The sequence below is a fragment of the Mesorhizobium sp. WSM4850 genome, assembly GCF_055811735.1.
This window is the reverse complement of the sequence record NZ_JBVVPV010000006.1, coordinates 1-19,823: the sequence shown is the minus strand read 5'-3', so window position 1 is coordinate 19,823 and position 19,823 is coordinate 1. Positions and strand designations below refer to the sequence as shown.

Here is a 19,823-nt window from a genome sequence, read left to right as displayed (position 1 = left end):
AATCAAAAGAGCCCGGCCGAAACCCTGCCGGGCTCTTTTGCGTCTGAGCCGTCAGCAGGCGATTGCGCCCCGATTGCGAGCCGTCCCTCATGAAAAAGCCGTCCCTCGTGAAAAAGCTTGGGCGTTTTCTCGCCATTCTGGTGGTGGCAATCGTGCTTGCCGTGGTTCTGGGCACATTCATTCCACGGCCGCTCTTGCCGGCGGCCGCCGCCGATCCCGCCGCCACCAGGCACGTCCTGGTGCGGAAAAATCCGATCCACACAGATATCGCCATCCCGGACGATGACGACGTGCGCAAGCGCTTCCATTTCCTGGTCGGTGGCGGCATTCCGGCCGACATGGCTGGGGTCCGCTACATCGTCTTCGGCTGGGGAGGCCGCGCCTTCTATCTGGAGACGCCGACCTGGTCGGAACTGAAGGCGGCGCCGGTGATGAAGGCGCTGACATTGGACGCATCGGTGATGCATGTCGATGTCGCCGGCAACATTGTCGAGCCGCACCCCGACGTCGCCGGCTTCGACATCAGCGAGCAGCGTTTTGCAGCGCTGCTCGACTTCATCGCGGCGAGTTTCCAGCAAGGGCCGAACGGTCCGATCCTGATCGAGAATGCCGCTTATTCCAAGTTCGACCGCTTCTACGAAGCCAACGGCCATTTCAATGCGCTGGTTGGCTGCAACACCTGGACAGCGGCGGCTCTGCGTATCGCCGGCCTGCGGACAGGCTGGTGGAATCCGCTGCCGGCCTCACTCGACCTGTCGATGCGGATTTATAATTGATGCTCCGGGTAATCAGCGCCTCATCCCGGCGCGCCCTCTCTGTCCTGCCGGACATCTCCCCCACAAGGAGGCCCAAGGAGGGAGATATTCTGTTTCGGCGCCGCGCTTCATCCTGCAACGTTGGAGATTGGCAAAAGCCGAGGTGACGGCCGATCTCCCCCCAAGTGGGGAGATGCCAAGTTTTTGGCAAAGAGGGCAGGACAGAAGGGGGCGCTGTCCCGCCAACCGGTCGAGCTTTCATTGCCGATCGCCATCCGGCGGCCGCCAGCCATAGAGCCAGTCGAGATCGGCCGCGAGCTTTTCCGGCGAGCGCCACTTCAGGAACAGGTTGCGCGCGACGGCCACCGGCCCCGCTGCATGCCAGGCGAGCCGGTTGACGGCACCGCGGCGGGCGACCTTGGCGACACGCGGCCGCCGCATCTTCTCCCAGGCGGCAAGCGCGCCCCAGGGATCGGCGGGTGAGGCGGCGACAAAGCCGGCAAGGGTTGCGGCATCCTCGATCGCCATCGCCGCCCCCTGCGCCGCGAACGGCGTCATCGCATGCGCCGCATCGCCGATCAGCGCGATGCCGGCGGGCGTCGTCCATGGCTGTGCCTGGTCTACCGTATGGATCGGCCACGCAGCCCACGGGCCGGCATCCTCGGCAAGCCGGGCCAGTGCTGCCGCCGTGCCACGCATGGCGCCGAGGAGGATATTGGGGTCGGCGTGGCCCGACCAGCGCTCGGCGATGATCTCGCCCCTGGTGAAGGCAGCCAGGTTGAACGCCGTGCCGTTGCTGACCGGATAGGCGACGAGGTGGAAGCCGGGATGCAGGAAGGTGGTCACGCAATTGGCGGCGCCGACCGCCGCAAGGGCTTCTCCTGCGACACTGTCTGCACTGATCGTAGCGCGCCAGGCAAGCTCGCCCGAAAACCGGCTTTTGGCCGCAAACCCGCCAAAAGCCCGGATCGCCGACCAGACGCCGTCGGCGCCGATCAGCAGAAAGCCGCCGGCTTCGACTGTCTTGCCGGCAATCTCGACTGTTGCCGTGGCATGGCGCGGTCCTGTGGCGATGCCGCCGACGCGCGCGCCGGTGACGAGACTGATGTCCGGCCGTTCGGCAAGGCGCGCCATCAGTGCATCTTGCAGGTCAGCCCGATGAGCGACGAGATAAGGCGCCTGCCAGCGCCTTTCGACCGCTTCGCCAAGCGGCACCCGCGCCAGCTCACGTAGCGTGGCGGCGTCCTTGAGCACGACCGCCTCCGGCCGCACCGCCGCCGGCAACAGCCGGTCGAGCACGCCGAGCTGGCGAAGGATGCGCGTCGCGTTGGGTGAGAGCTGGATGCCGGCACCGGCCGCTTCGAGGCGCGGCGCCTGTTCGAACAGCCGCACCAGATAGCCGCGCTCGGAAAACGCCAGTGCCGCGGTCAGTCCGGCGACGCCGGCTCCGGCGATAACGACCTGCCGGGACCGGGTGTCGTCCATCGGATGGTGTGCGCGTCAGGCGGCCTGGTGGATATAGAGGCATCCGGCAGGCTGCGTTTCCGTCGCCTTCAGCTTTGGCGAATAGCGATAAAGCGTCGAGCAATAGGGGCAGACCTTTTCATTGTCGTCGCCCATGTCGAGAAACACATGCGGATGGTCGAAAGGCGGGTTGGCGCCGGTGCACATGAATTCCTTGACGCCGATGTCGATCGCCGCATAACCCGCATCGTTCTGGAAATGGGGAATGGAACCGCCTGCCATCGTCGTCTCCTATATTTGCTGCATGACCCCGGATCATGTGCAAAATCAAAATTCCACCGCGTCCTTTGCGCGTCCAAAGGACGCGCCGCGCTGTACCTGGATTGCATCTGGATCATAAGCAGTCTCTTTGCAAGATCGATGAAATCAAACTGTCGTAAAAGCCTGTCACAGGATAAGCTAAGCCGATTAAGGCATGGCCCCGAAAACCGAATTCGGTTTTGCTGGGGATCATGCGTAGCTTAAGTGGCGGGAGCGTCCTTTTGCGCGTCCGCAACGACGCGCGACGCTGTGGCCAGCGGGTGCGAAACGAGCAGGAACCATGAACGAACTAAAGCCGGTGCAGAGCGAATTCACCACTGTCGAGGTGGCGAGCCCAGAGGGCGGCAATCCGGACCGCTTCGTCAACCGCGAGTTTTCCTGGCTGCAATTCAACCGCCGCGTCCTCGAAGAATCGCTGAACGCCAACCATCCGCTGCTCGAGCGGGTGCGCTTCCTGTCGATTTCGGCCGCCAATCTCGACGAGTTCTTCATGGTCCGTGTCGCCGGTCTCGCCGGCCAGGTTCGCGAAGGCATCACGCTGAAGAGCGCGGACGGCCGCACCCCTGAACAACAGCTGGAACAATTGCTGCGCGAGGTCGAGCGCCTGCAGGAGGACCAGCAGAACAGCCTATCCGCTCTGATGCTGCTGCTCGACAAGGAAGGCATCGAGAGCATCAGCCGCGATGGGCTGACCAAGGACGAGAAGACCTGGCTCGAGGATCATTTCCAGGAGCAGGTGTTTCCGGTGCTCACACCGCTGTCGATCGACCCGGCGCATCCGTTCCCGTTCATTCCCAATCTCGGCTTCTCGATGGCGCTGCAACTGCGCCACCGCAGGAATGGCGAGGAGATGAGCGCGCTGTTGCGTCTGCCGGTGGCGCTGAAGCGCTTCATCCGCTTGCCTGACCGCAAGCATCATGTCCGCTTCATTCCGCTGGAAGAAGCGGTCGGCCTCTATATCGGCAAGCTGTTCCCCGGCTACGAGGTCAAGGGCTCCGGTACGTTCCGCATCATCCGCGACAGTGACATCGAGGTCGAGGAGGAGTCCGAGGATCTTGTGCGCCTGTTCGAGACGGCGCTGAAACGGCGTCGTCGCGGCTCGGTCATCCGCATCGAATTCGACAAGCTGATGCCGGCCGAACTGCGCGAGTTCGTCGCCGGCGAGCTTGGCGTCTCGTCGAGCCGGATCAGCGTGCTCACCGGTCCGCTGGCGCTCAGCCAGATTTCCGAGATCGTCGCCATCGCCCGCGACGATCTCAAATTCAAGCCTTACAATCCGCGCTTTCCCGAACGCATCCGCGAGCACGGCGGCGACTGTTTCGCCGCCATCCGCGAGAAGGACATCATCGTTCATCACCCCTACGAATCCTTCGACGTGGTGGTGCAGTTCCTGCGCCAGGCGATGGCCGATCCGGAAGTGGTGGCGATCAAGCAGACGCTCTATCGCACCTCGAACGACAGCCCGATCGTGCGCGCTTTGGTCGACGCGGCGGAGGCCGGCAAGTCGGTGACCGCGCTGGTCGAGCTCAAGGCGCGTTTCGACGAGGAAGCCAACATCCGCTGGGCGCGCGACCTCGAGCGCGCCGGCGTTCAGGTCGTGTTCGGCTTCCTCGAACTGAAGACCCACGCGAAAATGTCGCTGGTGGTGCGGCGCGAGGACGGCAAGCTGCGCAATTATGTGCATCTCGGCACCGGCAACTACCATCCGGTCACCGCGCGCATCTACACCGACTTGTCCTTCTTCACCACCGCTCCGACAATCGCCCGCGATGTCGCCCAGCTGTTCAATTTTATCACCGGCTACGCCGAGCCGACCGAGGAGATGCGGCTGGCCACCTCGCCGTTCACGCTGCGCAAGCGCATCCTCAAGCACATTTCGGACGAGATTGGCCATGCGCTGGAGGGCAGGCCGGCCCGCATCTGGATGAAGATGAATTCGCTGGTCGACCCGATCATCATCGACGCGCTCTATGACGCCAGCCGCGCCGGCGTCGAGATCGATCTCGTCGTGCGCGGCATCTGCTGCCTGAGGCCCCAAGTGCCGGGCCTGTCGGAAAACATAAGGGTCAAGTCGATCGTCGGCCGCTTCCTCGAACACAGCCGAATCTATTGTTTCGGCAACGGCCATGGACTGCCGTCGGACGGGGCGATCGTCTACATCTCATCGGCCGATTTGATGCCGCGCAATCTCGACCGCCGCGTCGAAACCATGGTGCCGATCACCAATCCAACGGTGCATGAACAAGTCCTCGGCCAGATCATGCTGGGCAACATCATGGACAACCAGCAAAGTTTCGACGTATTGGCTGACGGAACCTCCCGGCGCGCCACGCTCGAGGAGGGCGAGGAACCGTTCAACGCGCAGGAATATTTCATGACCAATCCGAGCCTCTCCGGACGCGGCGATGCGCTGAAATCGCATGCGCCCAAGCGCATCGCGCAGTTCAAGCGCCGCAAGAAAAACGCCGCAGCGACCGGCTGATGATTTCAACGTCCCAGGGCCGGCTTCAGGACCGCCGACCGCTGTCCATCATCGACATCGGGTCGAACTCGATCCGGCTTGTCGTCTATGAGGGGCTGGCGCGCTCGCCGACCACACTGTTCAACGAAAAGATGCTGGCCGGCCTCGGTCGCGGCATCGTCTCGACCGGAAAGCTCGATCCCGAGGCGGTGACCCGTTCGATGGAGGAGTTTCGGCGTTTCCGCGCGCTGTCCGAGCAGGCCGGCGCCGAGCATATGTACGTGCTGGCGACCGCCGCCGCCCGCGAGGCGGTCAACGGCCCCGATTTCATCCACCGCGCCGAAGATGTGCTCAAGACCGAGGTCCAGGTGCTGAGCGGGCGCCAAGAAGCCCACTATTCAGCGCTTGGCGTCATTTCCGGCTTCCACCCGGCCAACGGCATCGCCGGCGACCTCGGCGGCGGCAGCCTTGAACTGGTCGACGTCGATGGCGAGGCAATCGGCGACGGCATCACGCTGCCGCTGGGCGGCCTGCGCCTGCAGGACATGGCCAAGAACTCACTGGCCCAAGCGGCAAAGATAGCGCGCGACGAACTCGCGAAGGCAAAGCTGCTGAAAGGCGGGCAGGGCAGGCCGTTCTATGCCGTCGGCGGCACCTGGCGAAACCTCGCTCGGCTGTACATGGAAATGACCAGCTATCCGCTGAGCGTCATGCACCATTACGAGATCGGCATCGACAGCGCTGCGAACTTCCTCAAGCAAGTCGCCAAGGGCGAGATCGAGAAGATAAGGGGTATCGAAGGCGTCTCGAAGAACCGCCGCTCGCTGCTGCCTTATGGCGCCATCGTGCTGCAGGAGATCATGGCGGCGATGCAGCCGTCCAGGATCATCGTCTCGGCACTTGGCGTGCGCGAGGGCTTTCTCTATTCGCTGCTCGATAAAGCCGAGCAGAAGGCGGATCCGCTGATCTCGGCCTCGGAAGAACTCGCCCGGCTGCGTTCGCGCTCGGTCACCCACGCGCATGAGCTTGTCGAGTGGACGGGCAAGACCTTCGCCGCCTTCGGCATCGAAGAGACGGTCGACGAGGCGCGCTACCGCCAGGCCGCCTGCCTGCTTGCCGACATCGGCTGGCGCGCGCATCCCGAATACCGGGGCAAGCAATCGCTCAACATCATTGCCCACGCCTCCTTCATCGGTGTCGACCATCCCGGCCGCGCCTTCCTGGCGCTGGCCAACGCCTACCGTCATGAGGGCATCTTCAACGAATCGATTGCGCCGGAAATCAAGGCGCTGGCGACGCCGCGCTATATCGAGCGCGCCCGTGTGCTGGCCGCGGTGATGCGCGTCGTCTACCTGCTGACGGCGGCAATGCCTGGGGTCATGCCGCGGCTGAAATGGGAGAGGCGCGGCAATGGCGTGCTGGCGCTGGTGCTGCCGGCGTCGCTGGCCGATCTTTACGGCGAGCGGCCGGCCGGACGACTGGCGCAACTGGCGAGGGTCACCAATCGCCGGCTGGTGCTGGCGGTCGAGGGCGGCCCCACTATGCCAGCCAAGTAATCTGGGTCAGTCAAGTATTCGGCTCAATCCGGCAGCTTGTGTCGGTCAAGTCGTTTCAGCGCCGATCCGAAGCATCCGCCCGTCGATCGAGTAGGCGCCGGCGCCTGCCATTGCCAGCGCCAGAAAACCGCCCGATAGCGCGATGTCCTTCATCAGCATCTGCGAATGCATGAAGGTCAGCGTCGGATCGTCGCCGCCCTGGCCATAGTGGCCGATGAAGCCTGCCGCGATGCAGAAAGCGGCAAGCAGGAGCGCCACGATCGGCGTCTTGAGGCCGACGAGGATGAGCAGTCCGGCGATCATTTCGAACAGGCCCGTCGCCCAGGCTGCGAGTGTCGGCAGCGGCAGGCCAAGGCCGGAAAAATACCCCGATGTGCCGGCAATGTCGGTAAGCGCGTGAAAGCCGGACGGAACGAATAGAGCGGCGAGCAGCAGCCGCGAAAGCAGAAGCAGCGCATTGCGGGGCATTGGTCACCTCCGACGTCGGCGGCGGTTGGCTTCACCCCGACACCTCATCCTAGCAGAAAGTCCGGCCGGCTGATCGACGGGCATAAACCGACAACGAAAAAGGGACGCGGAAAATTCCGCGCCCCTTGCTGCAAGTGGTTCCTGGACTGCTTCAGCCGCGCTTGGCGTCGACCGAATAGGCGCCGGCGCCCGAGGAAGCCAGTACGAGGAAGCCGCCGGCAATCGCCAGGTTCTTCATGAAGCTGATCATCTGCATCTGATCGGCCCAGCCGGTGTGGGCGACCAATCCCGTGGCGACGGTGAAGATTGCCAGCACCCAGGCGGTGATCCGGGTCTGAAAGCCAATGAGGATGGCGAGGCCGCCGAGCAGCTCGAGCAGACCGACGACAATCGCCGTCACGGTCGGCATCGGCAGACCCATGCTGCCGAAGTAACCGGCGGTGCCGGCGATCGCAGTGAGCTTGCCGAAACCGGAAAGCACGAAGATGACCGAAAGCAGGATACGGCCGAGCAGGATGGTGCCTGAGGCGTTGGAAGCGGCGTTGGAAACGGTGCCGGAACCGGCAACGGACGTGTTGGTGGACATGATGGGCTCTCTCCGGGAGGGGTTGTGGTGCCCATCCACATAGAGCAGGGCGACTGTTCACCAAAGATGCAGATTTGGTTACAGATTGTTCACCGCAGTAAAGTTTTGCGATCAGCGCAAGATCATCCCGGATGCGTCATCTCCTCCGGCCGAACCAGGCGGTCGTAGTCGGCTTCGCTGACCAGCCCGGTGGCAAGCGCTTCCTCACGCAAGGTTGTGCCGTTCTTGTGAGCGGTCTTGGCGATCTTGGCGGCGTTGTCGTAGCCGATGGTCGGCGCCAGTGCTGTCACCAGCATCAGCGAACGGTCGAGGGCGGCCTTGATATTGTCTTCCCGCGCCTCGATGCCGACGACGCAATTGTCGGTGAACGAGATGGAGGCGTCGGCGAGCAGTTGCACCGACTGCAGGAAATTGTAGGCCATCAGCGGGTTGTAGACGTTGAGTTCGAAATGGCCCTGGCTGCCGGCGAAGGTCACGGCCGCATTGTTGCCGAACACCTGGATGCAGACCTGGGTCATCGCCTCGCACTGGGTGGGATTGACCTTGCCCGGCATGATCGACGAACCCGGCTCGTTTTCCGGCAGCGACAGTTCACCAAGGCCGGAGCGCGGGCCGGAGCCGAGCAGACGAATGTCGTTGGCAATCTTGAACAGGGCGCCGGCGCAGGCGTTGATGGCGCCATGCGAGAACACCATGGAATCATGCGCCGCCAGCGCCTCGAACTTGTTTGGCGCGGTGATGAAGGCGATGCCGGTGATCGCGGCGATGCGATCCGCCACTCTCTCGGCAAAGCCGACCGGCGCGTTGAGGCCGGTGCCGACGGCCGTGCCGCCTTGCGCCAATTCCTGCAGGCCGGGCAGCGTCATCTCGATGCGTTTGATCGAGGAGGCGACCTGCGCGGCATAGCCTGAGAATTCCTGGCCAAGGGTGAGGGGCGTCGCGTCCTGCGTGTGGGTGCGGCCGATCTTGACGATGTGGGCGAATGCTTTGGTCTTGGCCTCCAGCGCGGCGTGCAAATGCCCGAGCGCCGGCAACAAATCGTGCACGATGCGCTCGGCGCAGGCGATGTGCATGGCCGTCGGATAGGTATCGTTCGACGACTGGCTCATATTGACGTGGTCGTTGGGATGCACCGGTTTCTTCGACCCCATGACACCGCCCAGCAGTTCGATCGCCCGGTTGGAGATCACCTCGTTGGCGTTCATGTTGGATTGCGTGCCCGAGCCGGTCTGCCAGACGACCAGCGGGAAATGATCGTTCAGCTTGCCGTCGATGACTTCCTGAGAGGCTTCGATGATCGCGTTGCCGATGGCCGGGTCGAGCCGCTTCAGCTCCATATTTGTTTCGGCCGCCGCCTGCTTGACGATGCCGAGCGCGCGAACGATCGACGCCGGCTGCTTTTCCCAGCCGATTTTGAAATTGCCCAGCGAACGCTGCGCCTGCGCGCCCCAGTAACGATCGGCGGCGACCTCGATGGGGCCGAACGTGTCGGTTTCGGTTCTGGTCTCTGGCGCGCTCACATGTCTCTCCGGTCTGTCGAACCCGGCACCGGCGTATCGCGTTGCACAAATGGCTTCAAGCGGAGATTGCGGGCGACAAGGATGCAAATCGGTTGAAGGAGCGCCTCTCACCGCCCAAGCAGCGACTGTGAGGTTGGAGATAGGCGCAAGGTCTCGGTCGATCTAGCCAGACATGACTGGGCATCCCGCTCGAATGCCTGCCACTCCGGGGAACTGGCAAGGACTGCCTCGTGGCGGGCATGGGCGTCCGCGCTGTCGAAGGCGGCGACGCTGATGAAGACATTTTCGCCTGATCGTACCGGCAGGCGGGGAAAGCAGTTTTCGGCATGTTCGGAGACAAACGCAGCAAGTGGCCGCGCGCCATGTGCCGCCAACACGGCAATCGCGTCGGTTTTGAAGCGGCTGGCGAAGTCGGCTTCGGCGCCGTGCCGCAGATGATGAATCTTGATGACAACAATATCCGACAAGCGATTGTCTCCGCTTGGTTTTTCGTAACCATCCAAGGCTGCTCGTTGCGATCCCGACAGATCGAAGCCGGCGCCGGGCCATGCCGGTTTCAGCAACAGCACGTCGTCGGAGGAGATCATCGTGGCGTTGGCGGCGTCGCGCCAGGCGGCCCAGACGGGCCCCTCATAGAACGCGGTCAGTGCATTTTTCCGCGCTTCCATACCCTCGAAGCCGCGCAGCCAGATGAACATGTCAGGCCGGTCGAGATCGTGAAACTGACCGAGGATGGTCATGTCAGCCGCTTCCTGACCCTCGACGAGGTGACCGTCGAAGATGCCGATCAGCGTGTCGCGCCGGCCAGGTTTCATCGTGTATTGCCTGAGCTCGACGACCGGCGAGGCGTTGAGGCCGGATTTGGACCGGGCATTCAGGGGCAGGCTCATCGCGCAATCTCCAAAACAGGGCGTTCATCCTGTTTTATAAACAGACCGGTTGTCCTGTTTTGTCAATCTGCTATCGTTGAAAAATGTCAGCAGAGATGACCGCTCGCCCAAAGGCGCAGCCCGGCAAACGCACCAACGACCCGGAAGGCCTGCGCAAACGCGTGCTCGATGTCGCCGAAGCCTCGTTTCAGGCGCGCGGCTACTATGCCTCCAGCCTCGGCGACCTGATGGCCGCGGCAGGCGTCACCGGCGGCGCGCTGCATCATCACTTCCCGACCAAGAAGGCGCTGGCGCTGGCGGTGATCGAGGAGCGGGTCGCCGCGGCCGTCGAAGCAACATGGATCGCGCCGGTGCAGGCGGCAGGCTCGACGCGCGAGGGCGTGCGCAGCGTGTTCGAGGCAGTGGCCGCGGAACTGGAGCAACAGGGTTTCGTGCGCGGCTGCCCGCTCAACAACCTGGCGCATGAATTGTCGCTTGCCGATCCGGATTTCCGCACCGCCCTTGCCGGCATTTTTTCGGCGTGGCGCCAGGCGATCGCCGACAAGGTCAGGGCCGACCAGCAAGCGGGCAGGGAGCAGCACACCGATCCGCAGCGCTTCTCGGCACTCGCGGTCGCCTCCTATTCCGGCGCCATGTCGATGGCCAAGACAATGCAGGATTCTGCTGTGCTGCGCGATTGCCTGAACGCGCTGGAGCAGGGAGTTTCCTCAGCAAGAGCGAAGCGACGTCGCAGGGTGCTGCGGCAGTACAAAGCCTTTTGATGCCGGAGCGCCAGTCGGCTCTCTGCCCTGCCGGGACTTAATTCGGCAGCGGTTTGATGGTCTCATAGCCAACCACGCTTTCGGCGTTGGTGCCCTCGTCATAGCGCCTGGCCAGAACCGCCTGCAGGTCGGGAGCGTAGAGCGCGGTGAATTCATCCTGGGTCTTGCCGGCCTCGTTCTTGATCGTCTGCCTGACCGCCAGCACGTTGTATTTGCAGTCGCCCAGGCTGAACGTCTCCTTGCCTTTTACGTTGATCTCGAGCGTCTCGGTGTCCTTCGGCTGTTTGTTTGAAGCGAGGCGGACGAAAACGGTCGTGCTTTTCGCCCCGGCCTTGAGCGGAAACAGCTTTCTGAGATCCGAAAACGGGATCATCGCAAGCTGACCGGTCTCGCTGTCGCGAAACACCTCGATCAGACCGCCGAACAGAAACTGCGTCTGCGGCGATTGGGATTGGTATTCGTTGGCGACCGACACCATTCCACCCGCCGCCGGTCGAAACTCGCTGTGGATGCCGGGCCTTTCGAGAATGAATCCGGCCTTGGCGGCTTTGGCGTCGATGCACTCGGCACCATGAGCGGCGCTCGCCAGGATGGTAAGTGCCGTTGCGATGGATATAGTCTTCATAGCGTTTGCCCGCGCAAGTTGAGTCCTGACCTGAAGCAATGCCAGACCTGCGGCAGCGTGTCGACATACCGTTCGCGGCAACTGGACGAAGAGGCGCCGGCTGTGCTGAATTTCACGCCATGAATCGCATCTCGGCAGGATCACTCTCCCGGCGCCGCTTCCTGGCCAAGGCGGCTGGGTTTGCTGCGGCCGGTGCGCTGGCGCGACCGGCGCTCGGACAGACCGGGCAGCGCATTGCGCCTGTCGACGCCACCTTCCTGTTCGTCGCCGATGTCCATGCCTGCCGCATGGCCAGCGGGCTGAGCCCCAATTGCCAGCAGGAAGGCAAGACCGACGCCGCCTTGCTGCGCAGTGTCGCCGCGTTGAACGCCATTGGCGAGAAGCACTGGCCGGCCGAAATCAACGGCATCGCCACCGGCCTGCGCTCAGCCGGCAGCCGCATAGGCACGCCGCTCGGCCTCGTCGTCGGCGGCGACATGACCGATGACGGCGGCGGCCAGGTCATCCAGCCCAGCGAAGGCACGCAGCTGCTCCAGTTCAGCCAGCGTTACCAGCAGGGCGTCGGCCCCGATCGCGTGCATGTGCCGGTCTATGTCGGCCTCGGCAACCACGATCTCGACCAGAACGGCCCGCCAAACCACGTCGACTGGTACCGCCGCGAAATGCGCGACTATGTCGAGGTCAACCATCGCGCCGGCGTGTTCTTCAAGCCGCCGGTGCCGGTGACCAGTTACGATGTCGACACCGACTGCTACTCGTGGGACTGGGGCGGCCTGCATCTCGTCCAGACGCACCGTTTCGCCGGCGACACCGGCCATGGCGCCGTCTCCGGCCTGCCATGGCTGAAGCAGGATCTGGCGACCTATGCAGCGGACGGCCGCCCCGTCATCCTGTTCCAGCACTATGGTTGGGATGTTTTCTCGATCGAACGGTGGGATGCCGCCAAAGGAACCTTCGACGATGAAGGCGCTGGTGCGCCGCACTGGTGGAGCGAGGCGGACCGGCAGGCGCTGCTGGCGGCGCTGAAGGGCTACAACGTCATCGGCATCTTCCATGGCCACCAGCACGAGACAGCGATGATCTACCGCGGCGATGGGCTCGACCTGTTCAAGCCGAAGGCCGCTTATATGGGCGGCTTCGCGCTGGCGCGGGTGAGCGGCGACAGCATGGACGTGGCGCTTGGCGAAGCCGTTGGCGACCATGGCGAGATCGCCTTCACCAACGTTTTCTCAAAGAGCCTGAATTTCTAACGGCAACTGAAGCAGACAGCGGACCGCTAAACCGCTTTCCTCATCGCTATCGAAACAGCAGCGCAGGGGTCAGATCACCTTCCTGAACTTGTCCTTGATATCGCCATAGGCCTTCTGCATTTTGCCGGCGATCTTGTCGGCCACGCCTTCAGCCTGGACGCGCCTGTTGCCGGTGGCCTTGCCGGCGGCTTTCTTCACTGAGCCCTTGAGCTGCTTGGCTAGGCCCGCAATCTGACTCTTGTTCACCATGGCCGCATCTCCCGGAATCAATCTGCTATTTGGGGAACGGGTGGCTGGGTTTTCGGTTCCGGAGCCCTGCCTCGTCGGTCAATCAACAGGCCACGGCCTTTGGCCCTGACCGCCATGGCGATTGCTACTCGGCATAAAAGAACGCCCCTCGCGCGTTTTATTGCACGGGAGGCGTCCTTTGTGTCAGCCTTTCCTGAGATTGCTCTCATGAACTGCTGGCGATATTTAAAATGCACGGATGCCAAGATGGTTCCCGGCATGGCGCGATTTTTTACATTTTTAACAGCTGGCGCTGGGCCCGGTTTTCGGCGTCACATCCGCCGTCGAATTGCCTGCGCAGCCAGCGTGCCGCCATCGGCCCGCCGACGACGAAAGCAGACGGCGAAAGCAAAAAATTGACACGGCGCCAAAAGAAGTCTAAAAGCAATTCGTCGATATTTGTTTGACCGACTTTTGTTATCCGCGTGTCCAGGCGCGCCTTTGACGAACTTCCCCCATCAAAATCGAGACAAACGCTGTTGTGCATTCGCATGACGGTGAACGAATATTTGCCACGGAAAGGGTTCGTTATGAGCACAGGCACAGTTAAATGGTTCAATGCCACCAAGGGTTTCGGTTTTATTCAGCCTGACGACGGCTCGGCTGACGTTTTTGTCCACATCTCGGCCGTAGAGCGCGCCGGAATGCGCGACATCGTCGAGGGCCAGAAGCTCGGCTACGAGATGGTCCGCGACAACAAGTCGGGCAAGATGTCCGCCGATCAGTTGAAGGCGGCCTAAAACGGAATTCAGCCTCGCCGGTGACCACGGATGTACTGGCACCGGTGAACGGCTAATTCCAGCGCATGGCCCCGGAAACACCGGTTTCCGGAAAGGATCATGCGCAGAATGAGCAAGTGCACGCGCGTTCAACCGGACGCGCGGCGCTCCGGCGGAGGTCAGGCAATGCCTGGCCTTTTGCGTTTCGGGCGCCGCAAAAGTTCGAAAAGAGCACCGCGCGTTCGCTTGAACGTGCTAAGGATGCTCCAGCAATTTGAAATCGACTGCCGTATTGCTTTGTGCGTGGTCCTGGTCGAAAGACCGGTCTCGCCATTTTCGGCATTACGCTCCGAACCGGGAGAAAGACCTTGACCGCCACTTCGAAGAAATCCCGCGACCACGCCGAATCCATCTTCAGCAAGACCCAGACCCAGTCCATGTCGCTCAACCGCATTATTTCCGAGCAGGATGCTGTCAGCCAGGCCCGGGAAGCCAAGACCGCGCGGCTGCGCGAACTGCGCCTGGAGAAAGAAGCCGACGAACTGGCTGCAGCCGCCGCGCTCGCTGCCGCGCCGAAGCGCGTGGGCAAACGCTGATGGCCACCAAGCGCGTCCCGCAAGAGGCGATCGCCGCCGATTCGACCATCGCCGATGTCGTGGGAGCCCTCGACAAGCCGGTCGAGTATGTCCGGCGCGTTCTCGAAAAGCTCGAGCGCTGCAAGCGCGCCCATGGCGATGCCCAGGTCAGGCTCGGCGTGCGTGGCCGCTCCGAATGCCCGAACTATCTGATCGAGTATGTCCGCGAAAATGCCAAGACCCATGAGCGCGTCACCCATCAGGATGCCGCCTATAGCGGCAGCACGCATCGCGAACTGGCACCCCGGCACATCGAGGAGGCCAGGAACTGGTCGCCCGAGGAAATGAACATCACGGCGGTCTCGGCGCTGATCGGCCGGCTTCGCAACCCGAATGCGCCATCATCGCGTTTCTCCGACGAGGATTGATATGGCCATAAAATTTTCCGCCAAGGATCAGCCGGCAGCAGCCGCTGCCACCGCAAAGCTGGCCAAGCCGGCCGCCGCGCCGAAAGCCGATGTTGCCGCCGAGGCAGCGACCGACCTGTTCAAGTCCCCGGCGGACGTGGCGTCGCGCAAGACCAGGAAGAAAAAATAGCGCCCTTGCCGCGAAGCGCCGACCTGAATCCCGTTGCCTCAGGGCTGCTCGCCCCGGCGAGCGCCGGGGACTTTTCGTCACTGGAGGAGCGCGCCGCCCCTCTCTTCGACTGCCAGAGCTGTGGCGCCTGCTGTTCCTATTCGGCCGAATGGCCGCGCTTCTCGACCGAAGATGACGCGCAGCTCGACCGGATCCCGCAGAAATACGTGGCTGCCGACGAAGCCGGCATGCGCTGCGACGGCGTGCGCTGTTCGGCACTTTCCGGCGAGGTCGGCAAGTCGACAATTTGCGGCATCTACGACGTCAGACCGGACGTCTGCCGCGCCTGCATGCCCGGTGGCGGCGATTGCCTGATGGCGCGCAAGGCACATGGTCTGCCGGCGCTGTGATAACGGGCCTCGATAGGTCTCAGTTTGAATTTCCACCTCGGGTGGGAAGCCGCGCCATTCCTGGTCGCTCGGCTGTGGAATTCCAGCGCTCTGCGGCCAGGCCATCGGATGCGTCGAGTAGAGACGGGCGGCTCAGTCTCACTGAGTCAGCGTGTTTTTGTAGATCAGGCCGTCCTTCATGATGATTTTGAAGTTGTTGGCAGGATCGGCCACCAGGTCGAGGTTCTCCAGCGGATTGCCTTCGACGAGCAGGAGGTCGGCGAGCGCGCCCTCTTCGATCACGCCGAGCTTTCCCGGATAGGGATTGCGAAGGCCCGACAGCGCGAGCAGCTCGGCATTGGTCCCGGTCGCCATGACGAGCGCTTCGGCAGGCGTGTACCAACGCGCAAGCGACGCCAGGATTGCTCCCTGCTGCTTCGCCAGCGCGCGGGAGAACAGGACATCGGTGCCCCATGCCGTCTTGATCTTGTATTTCTTCGCGAGTTCGTAGGTCCTGCCGATGCCCGGCCACACCTCATCGGCCTTGGCTCGCTCGACCGAACCCTCTCGGAGGCCTGTCCTCATCAATTCGGGAAGCGGCTGCAAGCTCAGCCAAACGTCCTTTTCGGCGATCAGCTTGGCGGTTGCCTCGTCCATGAGGAAGCCGTGTTCGATGCACTTGACGCCAGCCGCGACAGCCTTCCGGATCGCATCCGAGGTGAAGGCGTGCGCGGCGACGTAGGTGCCCCAATTCTCGGCAATTTCAACGGCGGCCCGCAGTTCGGGCTCGGTGAAGGTGGTGACGTCGAGCGGGCTGTGGGGCGACGACACTCCACCGCCCGCTGTCAGCTTCAGCAGCGCGGCCCCCTGCATGAATTGCTCGCGGGCACGCAAACGCACCTCGTCGGGGCTGTCCACGACTATGCTGCCGCCGTTCCTCTCCATGGGGGTGAACAAGCCGCCGATCGTCCGGGGCAAGTCGCTGAGCTGGCGGAAATCACCATGCCCGCTGGTCACGGTGATCATGGCTCCGGACGGATAGATGCGCGGTCCCGCGACGATGCCTTGATCTATCGCGCGCTTGAGGCCGAACACCGGCCCGCCCACGTCGCGAACGGTGGTGAAGCCGCGCATCAGCGTATCCGTCGCCTCGTCGCCGGCCGCAAGATTGGCGAAGCCGATGTCGCCCATCGCCTCTGCCGGGGTGGATGCAATCAGCATTGCGTGCCAATGCGCATCGATCAGCCCCGGCATCAGCGTTCGCCCGTTGCCGGCGATGCGCTGCGCGCCCTCGGCCGCGATGGGACTTGTCGAAATCCGCGCGATCAGGTTGCCCTGCACCAGCACACTCGACGGTGCCGAAAGTGCGGCGCCCTTCCCGTCGAAGATACGGACGTTTTCGAAAAGCACGTCATCGGCGCTCGCGCTGGCGCAAAGTCCAAGCAGGAGAGCCGCCGCAAGCATTTGTCTGCCAGAGCGAAGCATCGTGAAAACCGGGCGCGCAACAAAGAACAACACAGCAGCGCAGGACAGGGCATGCGCCACAACCTTGCCTTTCGTCAGCTCCTGCGATCCAAAGGATTGGTGACACATGACGATTATCCGCTTCAGGAGAGGTGGCCACGGCGCAAGGACAAGTTTGTAGCTTGCACGGCATCGGGTCAAGAAGTGTTCCGGACTGGCACCGGACCGGCCTCGTTCGCAGTGAAGGTGGTGTCCAAAGTCAGGCCAATGCGATGACGGCAGGGCCAGCAGTGCAAGGTTTGCCTTAGGAAACGAGCAGACGATTCTGACGAAACGTCGCCTACGGGAGTTGGTTTAAAATCCCGCCGAGGGATTCCGCCTTGGGTCGTGATCCGAAATTCGAAATGAGGCACTAACGGTCCTCGGGCTGGCTTGTGCCCGCGCGTTTTCGCTGGCTACCTTGCCGGCGGCAGGTCATCGGAGGACGCATCGTGAGCATCGAATTCTTGTTGACGTCGCTGATCGTCGTGGCTTCGCCCGGCACCGGCGTTCTCTACACGCTGAGCGCCGGGCTTTCGCGTGGCGCGCGCGCCAGCATCATCGCGGCTTTTGGTTGCACGCTCGGCATCATTCCGCACATGGCGGCCGCCATCACCGGCCTGGCGGCGCTGCTGCACACCAGCGCGCTCGCCTTCGAGACGCTGAAATATCTGGGCGTCGCCTACCTGCTCTACATGGCATGGAACACGCTGAAGGAGAGCGGCAGCTTGAACGTCGGGCAGGATGTCGCGCCGCGCTCGGCCGGCAAGGTGATCACCTCGGGCATCCTCATGAACATCCTCAACCCGAAGCTGTCGATCTTCTTCTTCGCCTTCCTGCCGCAGTTCGTCAGCACCACCGAACCGCATGCGCTGTCGAAGATGCTGGAGCTCAGCACCGTCTTCATGCTTTTGACCTTCGTCGTCTTTGTCGGCTACGGCATTTTCGCCGCCTCGATCCGCAGCCATGTCGTGTCGCGGCCGATAGTGCTGACCTGGATGCGCCGCACCTTCGCCGGCGCCTTCGTCATGCTCGGCGCAAAACTGGCGCTGACCGAGCGGTAGCGCCTGTTGGCGCTATCCCTTTACATATCCCATCGCTTCGACGATCAGCCCGTCCGCAACGCGCATCAGATTGACGCCACGGATGGAGTTGCCTTCGGCGGGCCAGTAGCGCCAGCGGATTGTCGCCCGCTCACCGGCGACGAACGTTTCTTCAACGTCGAAGCGGGTGCCGGGTTCGCTGGCGATCGCCGACCACAGCCGCACGCATGCCTCACGGCCGGCATGGCGGGCGCCATCCGGCGCCGGCACGGTGTTTTCGATGACGCAGTCCTCGGCCACCAGCTCGGCGAGCGCCGACGGATCATGAAGCTGGAACACGTCGTTGAAGCGCCGGATGATATCGGCCGTCTGTCTGGATTGGTCGTCGGGATGGACGACAATGATGCTATCCCGTTTCATCTCGGTACCTCCTGATTTCATTTTTCCGCAGCGGCGGCCGTGACGAGGTCGGCCTTGAGCCTGATATCCGCCACGCCCGCCAAAGCCCGGGAGACGAGGCATGTTGCTTTCGCCGATTGGGCAAGGCGCTGGAATTCCTCGGGCGCCAGGCCCGGGATTTCGGCTTCCGTTTCGAGGTCGATGCGGGTGAGCGTCGGTCCGGCCGTGCTCGTGCCGAGATGCACCTTGGCGACGGTGTGAATCCCTACGGGGACATGGCCGCCGTTGCCCAGTATGGCGCTCAACGCCATTGAAAAGCAGCCGGCATGTGCCGCCGCAATCAATTCCTCGGGATTGGTGCCGGGACCGTTTTCGAAGCGCGACGGGAAGGAATAGGCGCCTTCGAAGACGCCGCTGCCGAGCCGCAGACGGCCCGAGCCTTCTTTCAACGAACCCTGCCATTGGGCCTCTGCTTCACGGATGGTCATTTTGTCGTTCTCCTCTTCGATGAAACGCCGAATATATAGACTGATCTACATACTATATAGACCGATTGTCATATTCGGCGCAAGCCTATAAAGCTCACTCCTGACAGAGGTTGACATGGCGAACGACACCCGCATCCGCATGATCGAGGCGACGGCGCTGCTGCTGAGGCAGCGCGGCTATCACGGCACCTCGCTCAACGACATCTTGAGCGCCTCCGGTGCGCCGAGAGGATCGCTCTACTTTCATTTTCCGGGCGGCAAGGACCAATTGGTCATCGAGGTGACGCGCGACAGCGTGGACAAGGTGTCTCGATGGCTTGCCGAAGAGCTGACCGCCGAAATGGATCCGGCGGTGGCTGTCCACCACATCTACCAGTCGGTCGCACGCATGCTGGAGGACAACCAGTTCACGCTTGGCTGTCCGATCGCACCCGTGGTGCTGGACTCGCCGGCCGACGTGCCGGAGTTGGCCGAACTGTGCCGGTCGGCTTTTGAGCAATGGGTAGGCCTGCTGCAGGCGGCCTTCGTCAGGGCAGGGGTGCCTGAGCGCCGCGCCCGCGCCCTGGCGCTGCTTGTCGAATCGTCGCTGGAAGGGCTGATGGTGATCGCGCGCGCCAGCCGCGACCGCGCCCCGGTGCTGGCGGTGGCAGATGAAGTTGCTGCGCTGATTGAAGGTGCCTTGCCTGCCAAAGGGGAGCTGACACGGCGCATTGACGCCGCCTTCTGAGCCGGGCAGCCCGCTAAATAAAGCAAACAAAAAGGGCGCCTTTCGGCGCCCTTTCCGTGAATGCGAGGCAATGTTGGATTAGAAATCCATGCCGCCACTCAAGCCCGCTTGCGGGCTTGAGCAACTTAGATTCATGGGCGTGCTTATGGACTTCTTAGAAACCCATGCCGCCACTCAAGCCCGCTTGCGGGCTTGAGCAACTTAGATTCATGGGCGTGCTTATGGACTTCTTAGAAATCCATGCCGCCACTCAAGCCCGCTTGCGGGCTTGAGCAACTTAGATTCATGGGCGTGCTTATGGACTTCTTAGAAACCCATGCCGCCACTCAAGCCCGCTTGCGGGCTTGAGCAACTTAGATTCATGGGCGTGCTTATGGACTTCTTAGAAATCCATGCCGCCACTCAAGCCCGCTTGCGGGCTTGAGCAACTTAGATTCATGGGCGTGCTTATGGACTTCT

General features: G+C 62.7%; 24 protein-coding genes. 12 read left to right on the top strand and 12 right to left on the bottom strand.

Going from position 1 to position 19,823, the window contains the following annotated elements:
- Window positions 1–89 precede the first annotated feature (89 nt).
- Complete coding sequence (locus tag AC0L2Z_RS09020) at window positions 90–776, top strand: TIGR02117 family protein (protein WP_473627606.1); 687 nt, start codon at window positions 90–92, stop codon at window positions 774–776.
- Between the two features lie 237 nt (window positions 777–1,013).
- On the opposite strand, the gene AC0L2Z_RS09015 is transcribed toward AC0L2Z_RS09020, so the two are convergent.
- Both AC0L2Z_RS09015 and AC0L2Z_RS09010 read right to left on the bottom strand, forming a co-directional pair.
- Window positions 1,014–2,240 carry an FAD-dependent monooxygenase gene (locus AC0L2Z_RS09015; RefSeq protein ID WP_473627605.1) on the bottom strand — a complete coding sequence of 409 codons (1,227 nt, stop codon included), beginning with the start codon at window positions 2,238–2,240 and terminating at the stop codon, window positions 1,014–1,016.
- 15 nt (window positions 2,241–2,255) lie between these two features.
- The gene (locus tag AC0L2Z_RS09010; protein ID WP_091590655.1) at window positions 2,256–2,501 is read right to left on the bottom strand and encodes a zinc-finger domain-containing protein; all 246 of its coding nucleotides are present in this window, start codon (window positions 2,499–2,501) and stop codon (window positions 2,256–2,258) included.
- A gap of 319 nt (window positions 2,502–2,820) precedes the next feature.
- Here AC0L2Z_RS09010 and AC0L2Z_RS09005 point away from each other — a divergent pair, with 319 nt between their 5' ends.
- Both AC0L2Z_RS09005 and ppx read left to right on the top strand, forming a co-directional pair.
- The gene (locus tag AC0L2Z_RS09005) at window positions 2,821–5,022 is read left to right on the top strand and encodes an RNA degradosome polyphosphate kinase (RefSeq protein ID WP_287341764.1); all 2,202 of its coding nucleotides are present in this window, start codon (window positions 2,821–2,823) and stop codon (window positions 5,020–5,022) included.
- Window positions 5,022–6,557 carry an exopolyphosphatase gene (ppx, locus tag AC0L2Z_RS09000; protein ID WP_473535508.1) on the top strand — a complete coding sequence of 512 codons (1,536 nt, stop codon included), beginning with the start codon at window positions 5,022–5,024 and terminating at the stop codon, window positions 6,555–6,557. Before AC0L2Z_RS09005 ends, ppx begins: the two co-directional genes overlap by 1 nt.
- Before the next feature lie 45 nt (window positions 6,558–6,602).
- Here ppx and AC0L2Z_RS08995 read toward each other — a convergent pair whose 3' ends face one another.
- From AC0L2Z_RS08995 to AC0L2Z_RS08980, 4 genes are all read right to left on the bottom strand, one after another.
- Window positions 6,603–7,025, bottom strand: coding sequence for a DoxX family protein (locus tag AC0L2Z_RS08995; protein WP_128169204.1), 423 nt, complete (start codon window positions 7,023–7,025; stop codon window positions 6,603–6,605).
- Between the two features lie 151 nt (window positions 7,026–7,176).
- Entirely contained in the window at window positions 7,177–7,611 is a 435-nt protein-coding gene (locus AC0L2Z_RS08990; protein WP_023800614.1) for a DoxX family protein, read from the bottom strand.
- A gap of 122 nt (window positions 7,612–7,733) precedes the next feature.
- Complete coding sequence (gene fumC, locus AC0L2Z_RS08985; protein WP_128169203.1) at window positions 7,734–9,131, bottom strand: class II fumarate hydratase; 1,398 nt, start codon at window positions 9,129–9,131, stop codon at window positions 7,734–7,736.
- Between the two features lie 107 nt (window positions 9,132–9,238).
- Window positions 9,239–10,021: an NIPSNAP family protein gene (locus tag AC0L2Z_RS08980; RefSeq protein ID WP_473627603.1), complete on the bottom strand. Its 783-nt coding sequence runs from the start codon at window positions 10,019–10,021 to the stop codon at window positions 9,239–9,241.
- Window positions 10,022–10,116: 95 nt separating this feature from the next.
- Here AC0L2Z_RS08980 and AC0L2Z_RS08975 point away from each other — a divergent pair, with 95 nt between their 5' ends.
- Window positions 10,117–10,782 (top strand): TetR/AcrR family transcriptional regulator, encoded by a 666-nt coding sequence (locus tag AC0L2Z_RS08975; RefSeq protein ID WP_473627601.1) that lies wholly within the window; start codon window positions 10,117–10,119, stop codon window positions 10,780–10,782.
- Window positions 10,783–10,819: 37 nt separating this feature from the next.
- Here the strand turns inward: AC0L2Z_RS08975 and AC0L2Z_RS08970 are convergent, their stop codons facing one another.
- Complete coding sequence (locus tag AC0L2Z_RS08970; protein ID WP_473627599.1) at window positions 10,820–11,407, bottom strand: hypothetical protein; 588 nt, start codon at window positions 11,405–11,407, stop codon at window positions 10,820–10,822.
- 119 nt (window positions 11,408–11,526) lie between these two features.
- Here AC0L2Z_RS08970 and AC0L2Z_RS08965 point away from each other — a divergent pair, with 119 nt between their 5' ends.
- The gene (locus tag AC0L2Z_RS08965; protein WP_473627597.1) at window positions 11,527–12,657 is read left to right on the top strand and encodes a metallophosphoesterase; all 1,131 of its coding nucleotides are present in this window, start codon (window positions 11,527–11,529) and stop codon (window positions 12,655–12,657) included.
- 69 nt (window positions 12,658–12,726) lie between these two features.
- Here the strand turns inward: AC0L2Z_RS08965 and AC0L2Z_RS08960 are convergent, their stop codons facing one another.
- Window positions 12,727–12,906: a CsbD family protein gene (locus AC0L2Z_RS08960; RefSeq protein WP_091590669.1), complete on the bottom strand. Its 180-nt coding sequence runs from the start codon at window positions 12,904–12,906 to the stop codon at window positions 12,727–12,729.
- 271 nt (window positions 12,907–13,177) lie between these two features.
- Complete coding sequence (locus AC0L2Z_RS08955) at window positions 13,178–13,432, bottom strand: hypothetical protein (protein WP_473627595.1); 255 nt, start codon at window positions 13,430–13,432, stop codon at window positions 13,178–13,180.
- Window positions 13,433–13,475: 43 nt separating this feature from the next.
- On the opposite strand from AC0L2Z_RS08955, the gene AC0L2Z_RS08950 reads away from it, so the two are divergent.
- The 5 genes from AC0L2Z_RS08950 to AC0L2Z_RS08930 all read left to right on the top strand — a co-directional run bounded on the left by AC0L2Z_RS08950 (window position 13,476) and on the right by AC0L2Z_RS08930 (window position 15,225).
- Entirely contained in the window at window positions 13,476–13,685 is a 210-nt protein-coding gene (locus AC0L2Z_RS08950; protein ID WP_010915421.1) for a cold-shock protein, read from the top strand.
- Window positions 13,686–14,032: 347 nt separating this feature from the next.
- A complete protein-coding gene (locus AC0L2Z_RS08945) occupies window positions 14,033–14,260 on the top strand; it encodes a hypothetical protein (RefSeq protein ID WP_128248410.1) in 228 nt (75 codons plus the stop codon).
- The gene (locus tag AC0L2Z_RS08940; RefSeq protein WP_027155370.1) at window positions 14,260–14,667 is read left to right on the top strand and encodes a hypothetical protein; all 408 of its coding nucleotides are present in this window, start codon (window positions 14,260–14,262) and stop codon (window positions 14,665–14,667) included. Before AC0L2Z_RS08945 ends, AC0L2Z_RS08940 begins: the two co-directional genes overlap by 1 nt.
- A gap of 1 nt (window position 14,668) precedes the next feature.
- The gene (locus AC0L2Z_RS08935) at window positions 14,669–14,836 is read left to right on the top strand and encodes a hypothetical protein (RefSeq protein WP_287120983.1); all 168 of its coding nucleotides are present in this window, start codon (window positions 14,669–14,671) and stop codon (window positions 14,834–14,836) included.
- 5 nt (window positions 14,837–14,841) lie between these two features.
- Window positions 14,842–15,225 carry a YkgJ family cysteine cluster protein gene (locus AC0L2Z_RS08930; protein ID WP_473627593.1) on the top strand — a complete coding sequence of 128 codons (384 nt, stop codon included), beginning with the start codon at window positions 14,842–14,844 and terminating at the stop codon, window positions 15,223–15,225.
- Window positions 15,226–15,363: 138 nt separating this feature from the next.
- Here the strand turns inward: AC0L2Z_RS08930 and AC0L2Z_RS08925 are convergent, their stop codons facing one another.
- Complete coding sequence (locus tag AC0L2Z_RS08925; RefSeq protein WP_473627591.1) at window positions 15,364–16,668, bottom strand: metal-dependent hydrolase family protein; 1,305 nt, start codon at window positions 16,666–16,668, stop codon at window positions 15,364–15,366.
- Between the two features lie 491 nt (window positions 16,669–17,159).
- On the opposite strand from AC0L2Z_RS08925, the gene AC0L2Z_RS08920 reads away from it, so the two are divergent.
- Window positions 17,160–17,771 (top strand): LysE family translocator, encoded by a 612-nt coding sequence (locus AC0L2Z_RS08920; RefSeq protein ID WP_473627590.1) that lies wholly within the window; start codon window positions 17,160–17,162, stop codon window positions 17,769–17,771.
- Between the two features lie 12 nt (window positions 17,772–17,783).
- Here AC0L2Z_RS08920 and AC0L2Z_RS08915 read toward each other — a convergent pair whose 3' ends face one another.
- Both AC0L2Z_RS08915 and AC0L2Z_RS08910 read right to left on the bottom strand, forming a co-directional pair.
- Entirely contained in the window at window positions 17,784–18,170 is a 387-nt protein-coding gene (locus AC0L2Z_RS08915; RefSeq protein WP_128169193.1) for a nuclear transport factor 2 family protein, read from the bottom strand.
- Window positions 18,171–18,187: 17 nt separating this feature from the next.
- Entirely contained in the window at window positions 18,188–18,637 is a 450-nt protein-coding gene (locus AC0L2Z_RS08910) for an OsmC family protein (protein WP_023800599.1), read from the bottom strand.
- 115 nt (window positions 18,638–18,752) lie between these two features.
- Between AC0L2Z_RS08910 and AC0L2Z_RS08905 the strand changes: the two genes are divergently transcribed.
- A complete protein-coding gene (locus tag AC0L2Z_RS08905) occupies window positions 18,753–19,364 on the top strand; it encodes a TetR/AcrR family transcriptional regulator (RefSeq protein WP_128169192.1) in 612 nt (203 codons plus the stop codon).
- Window positions 19,365–19,823: the final 459 nt, after the last annotated feature.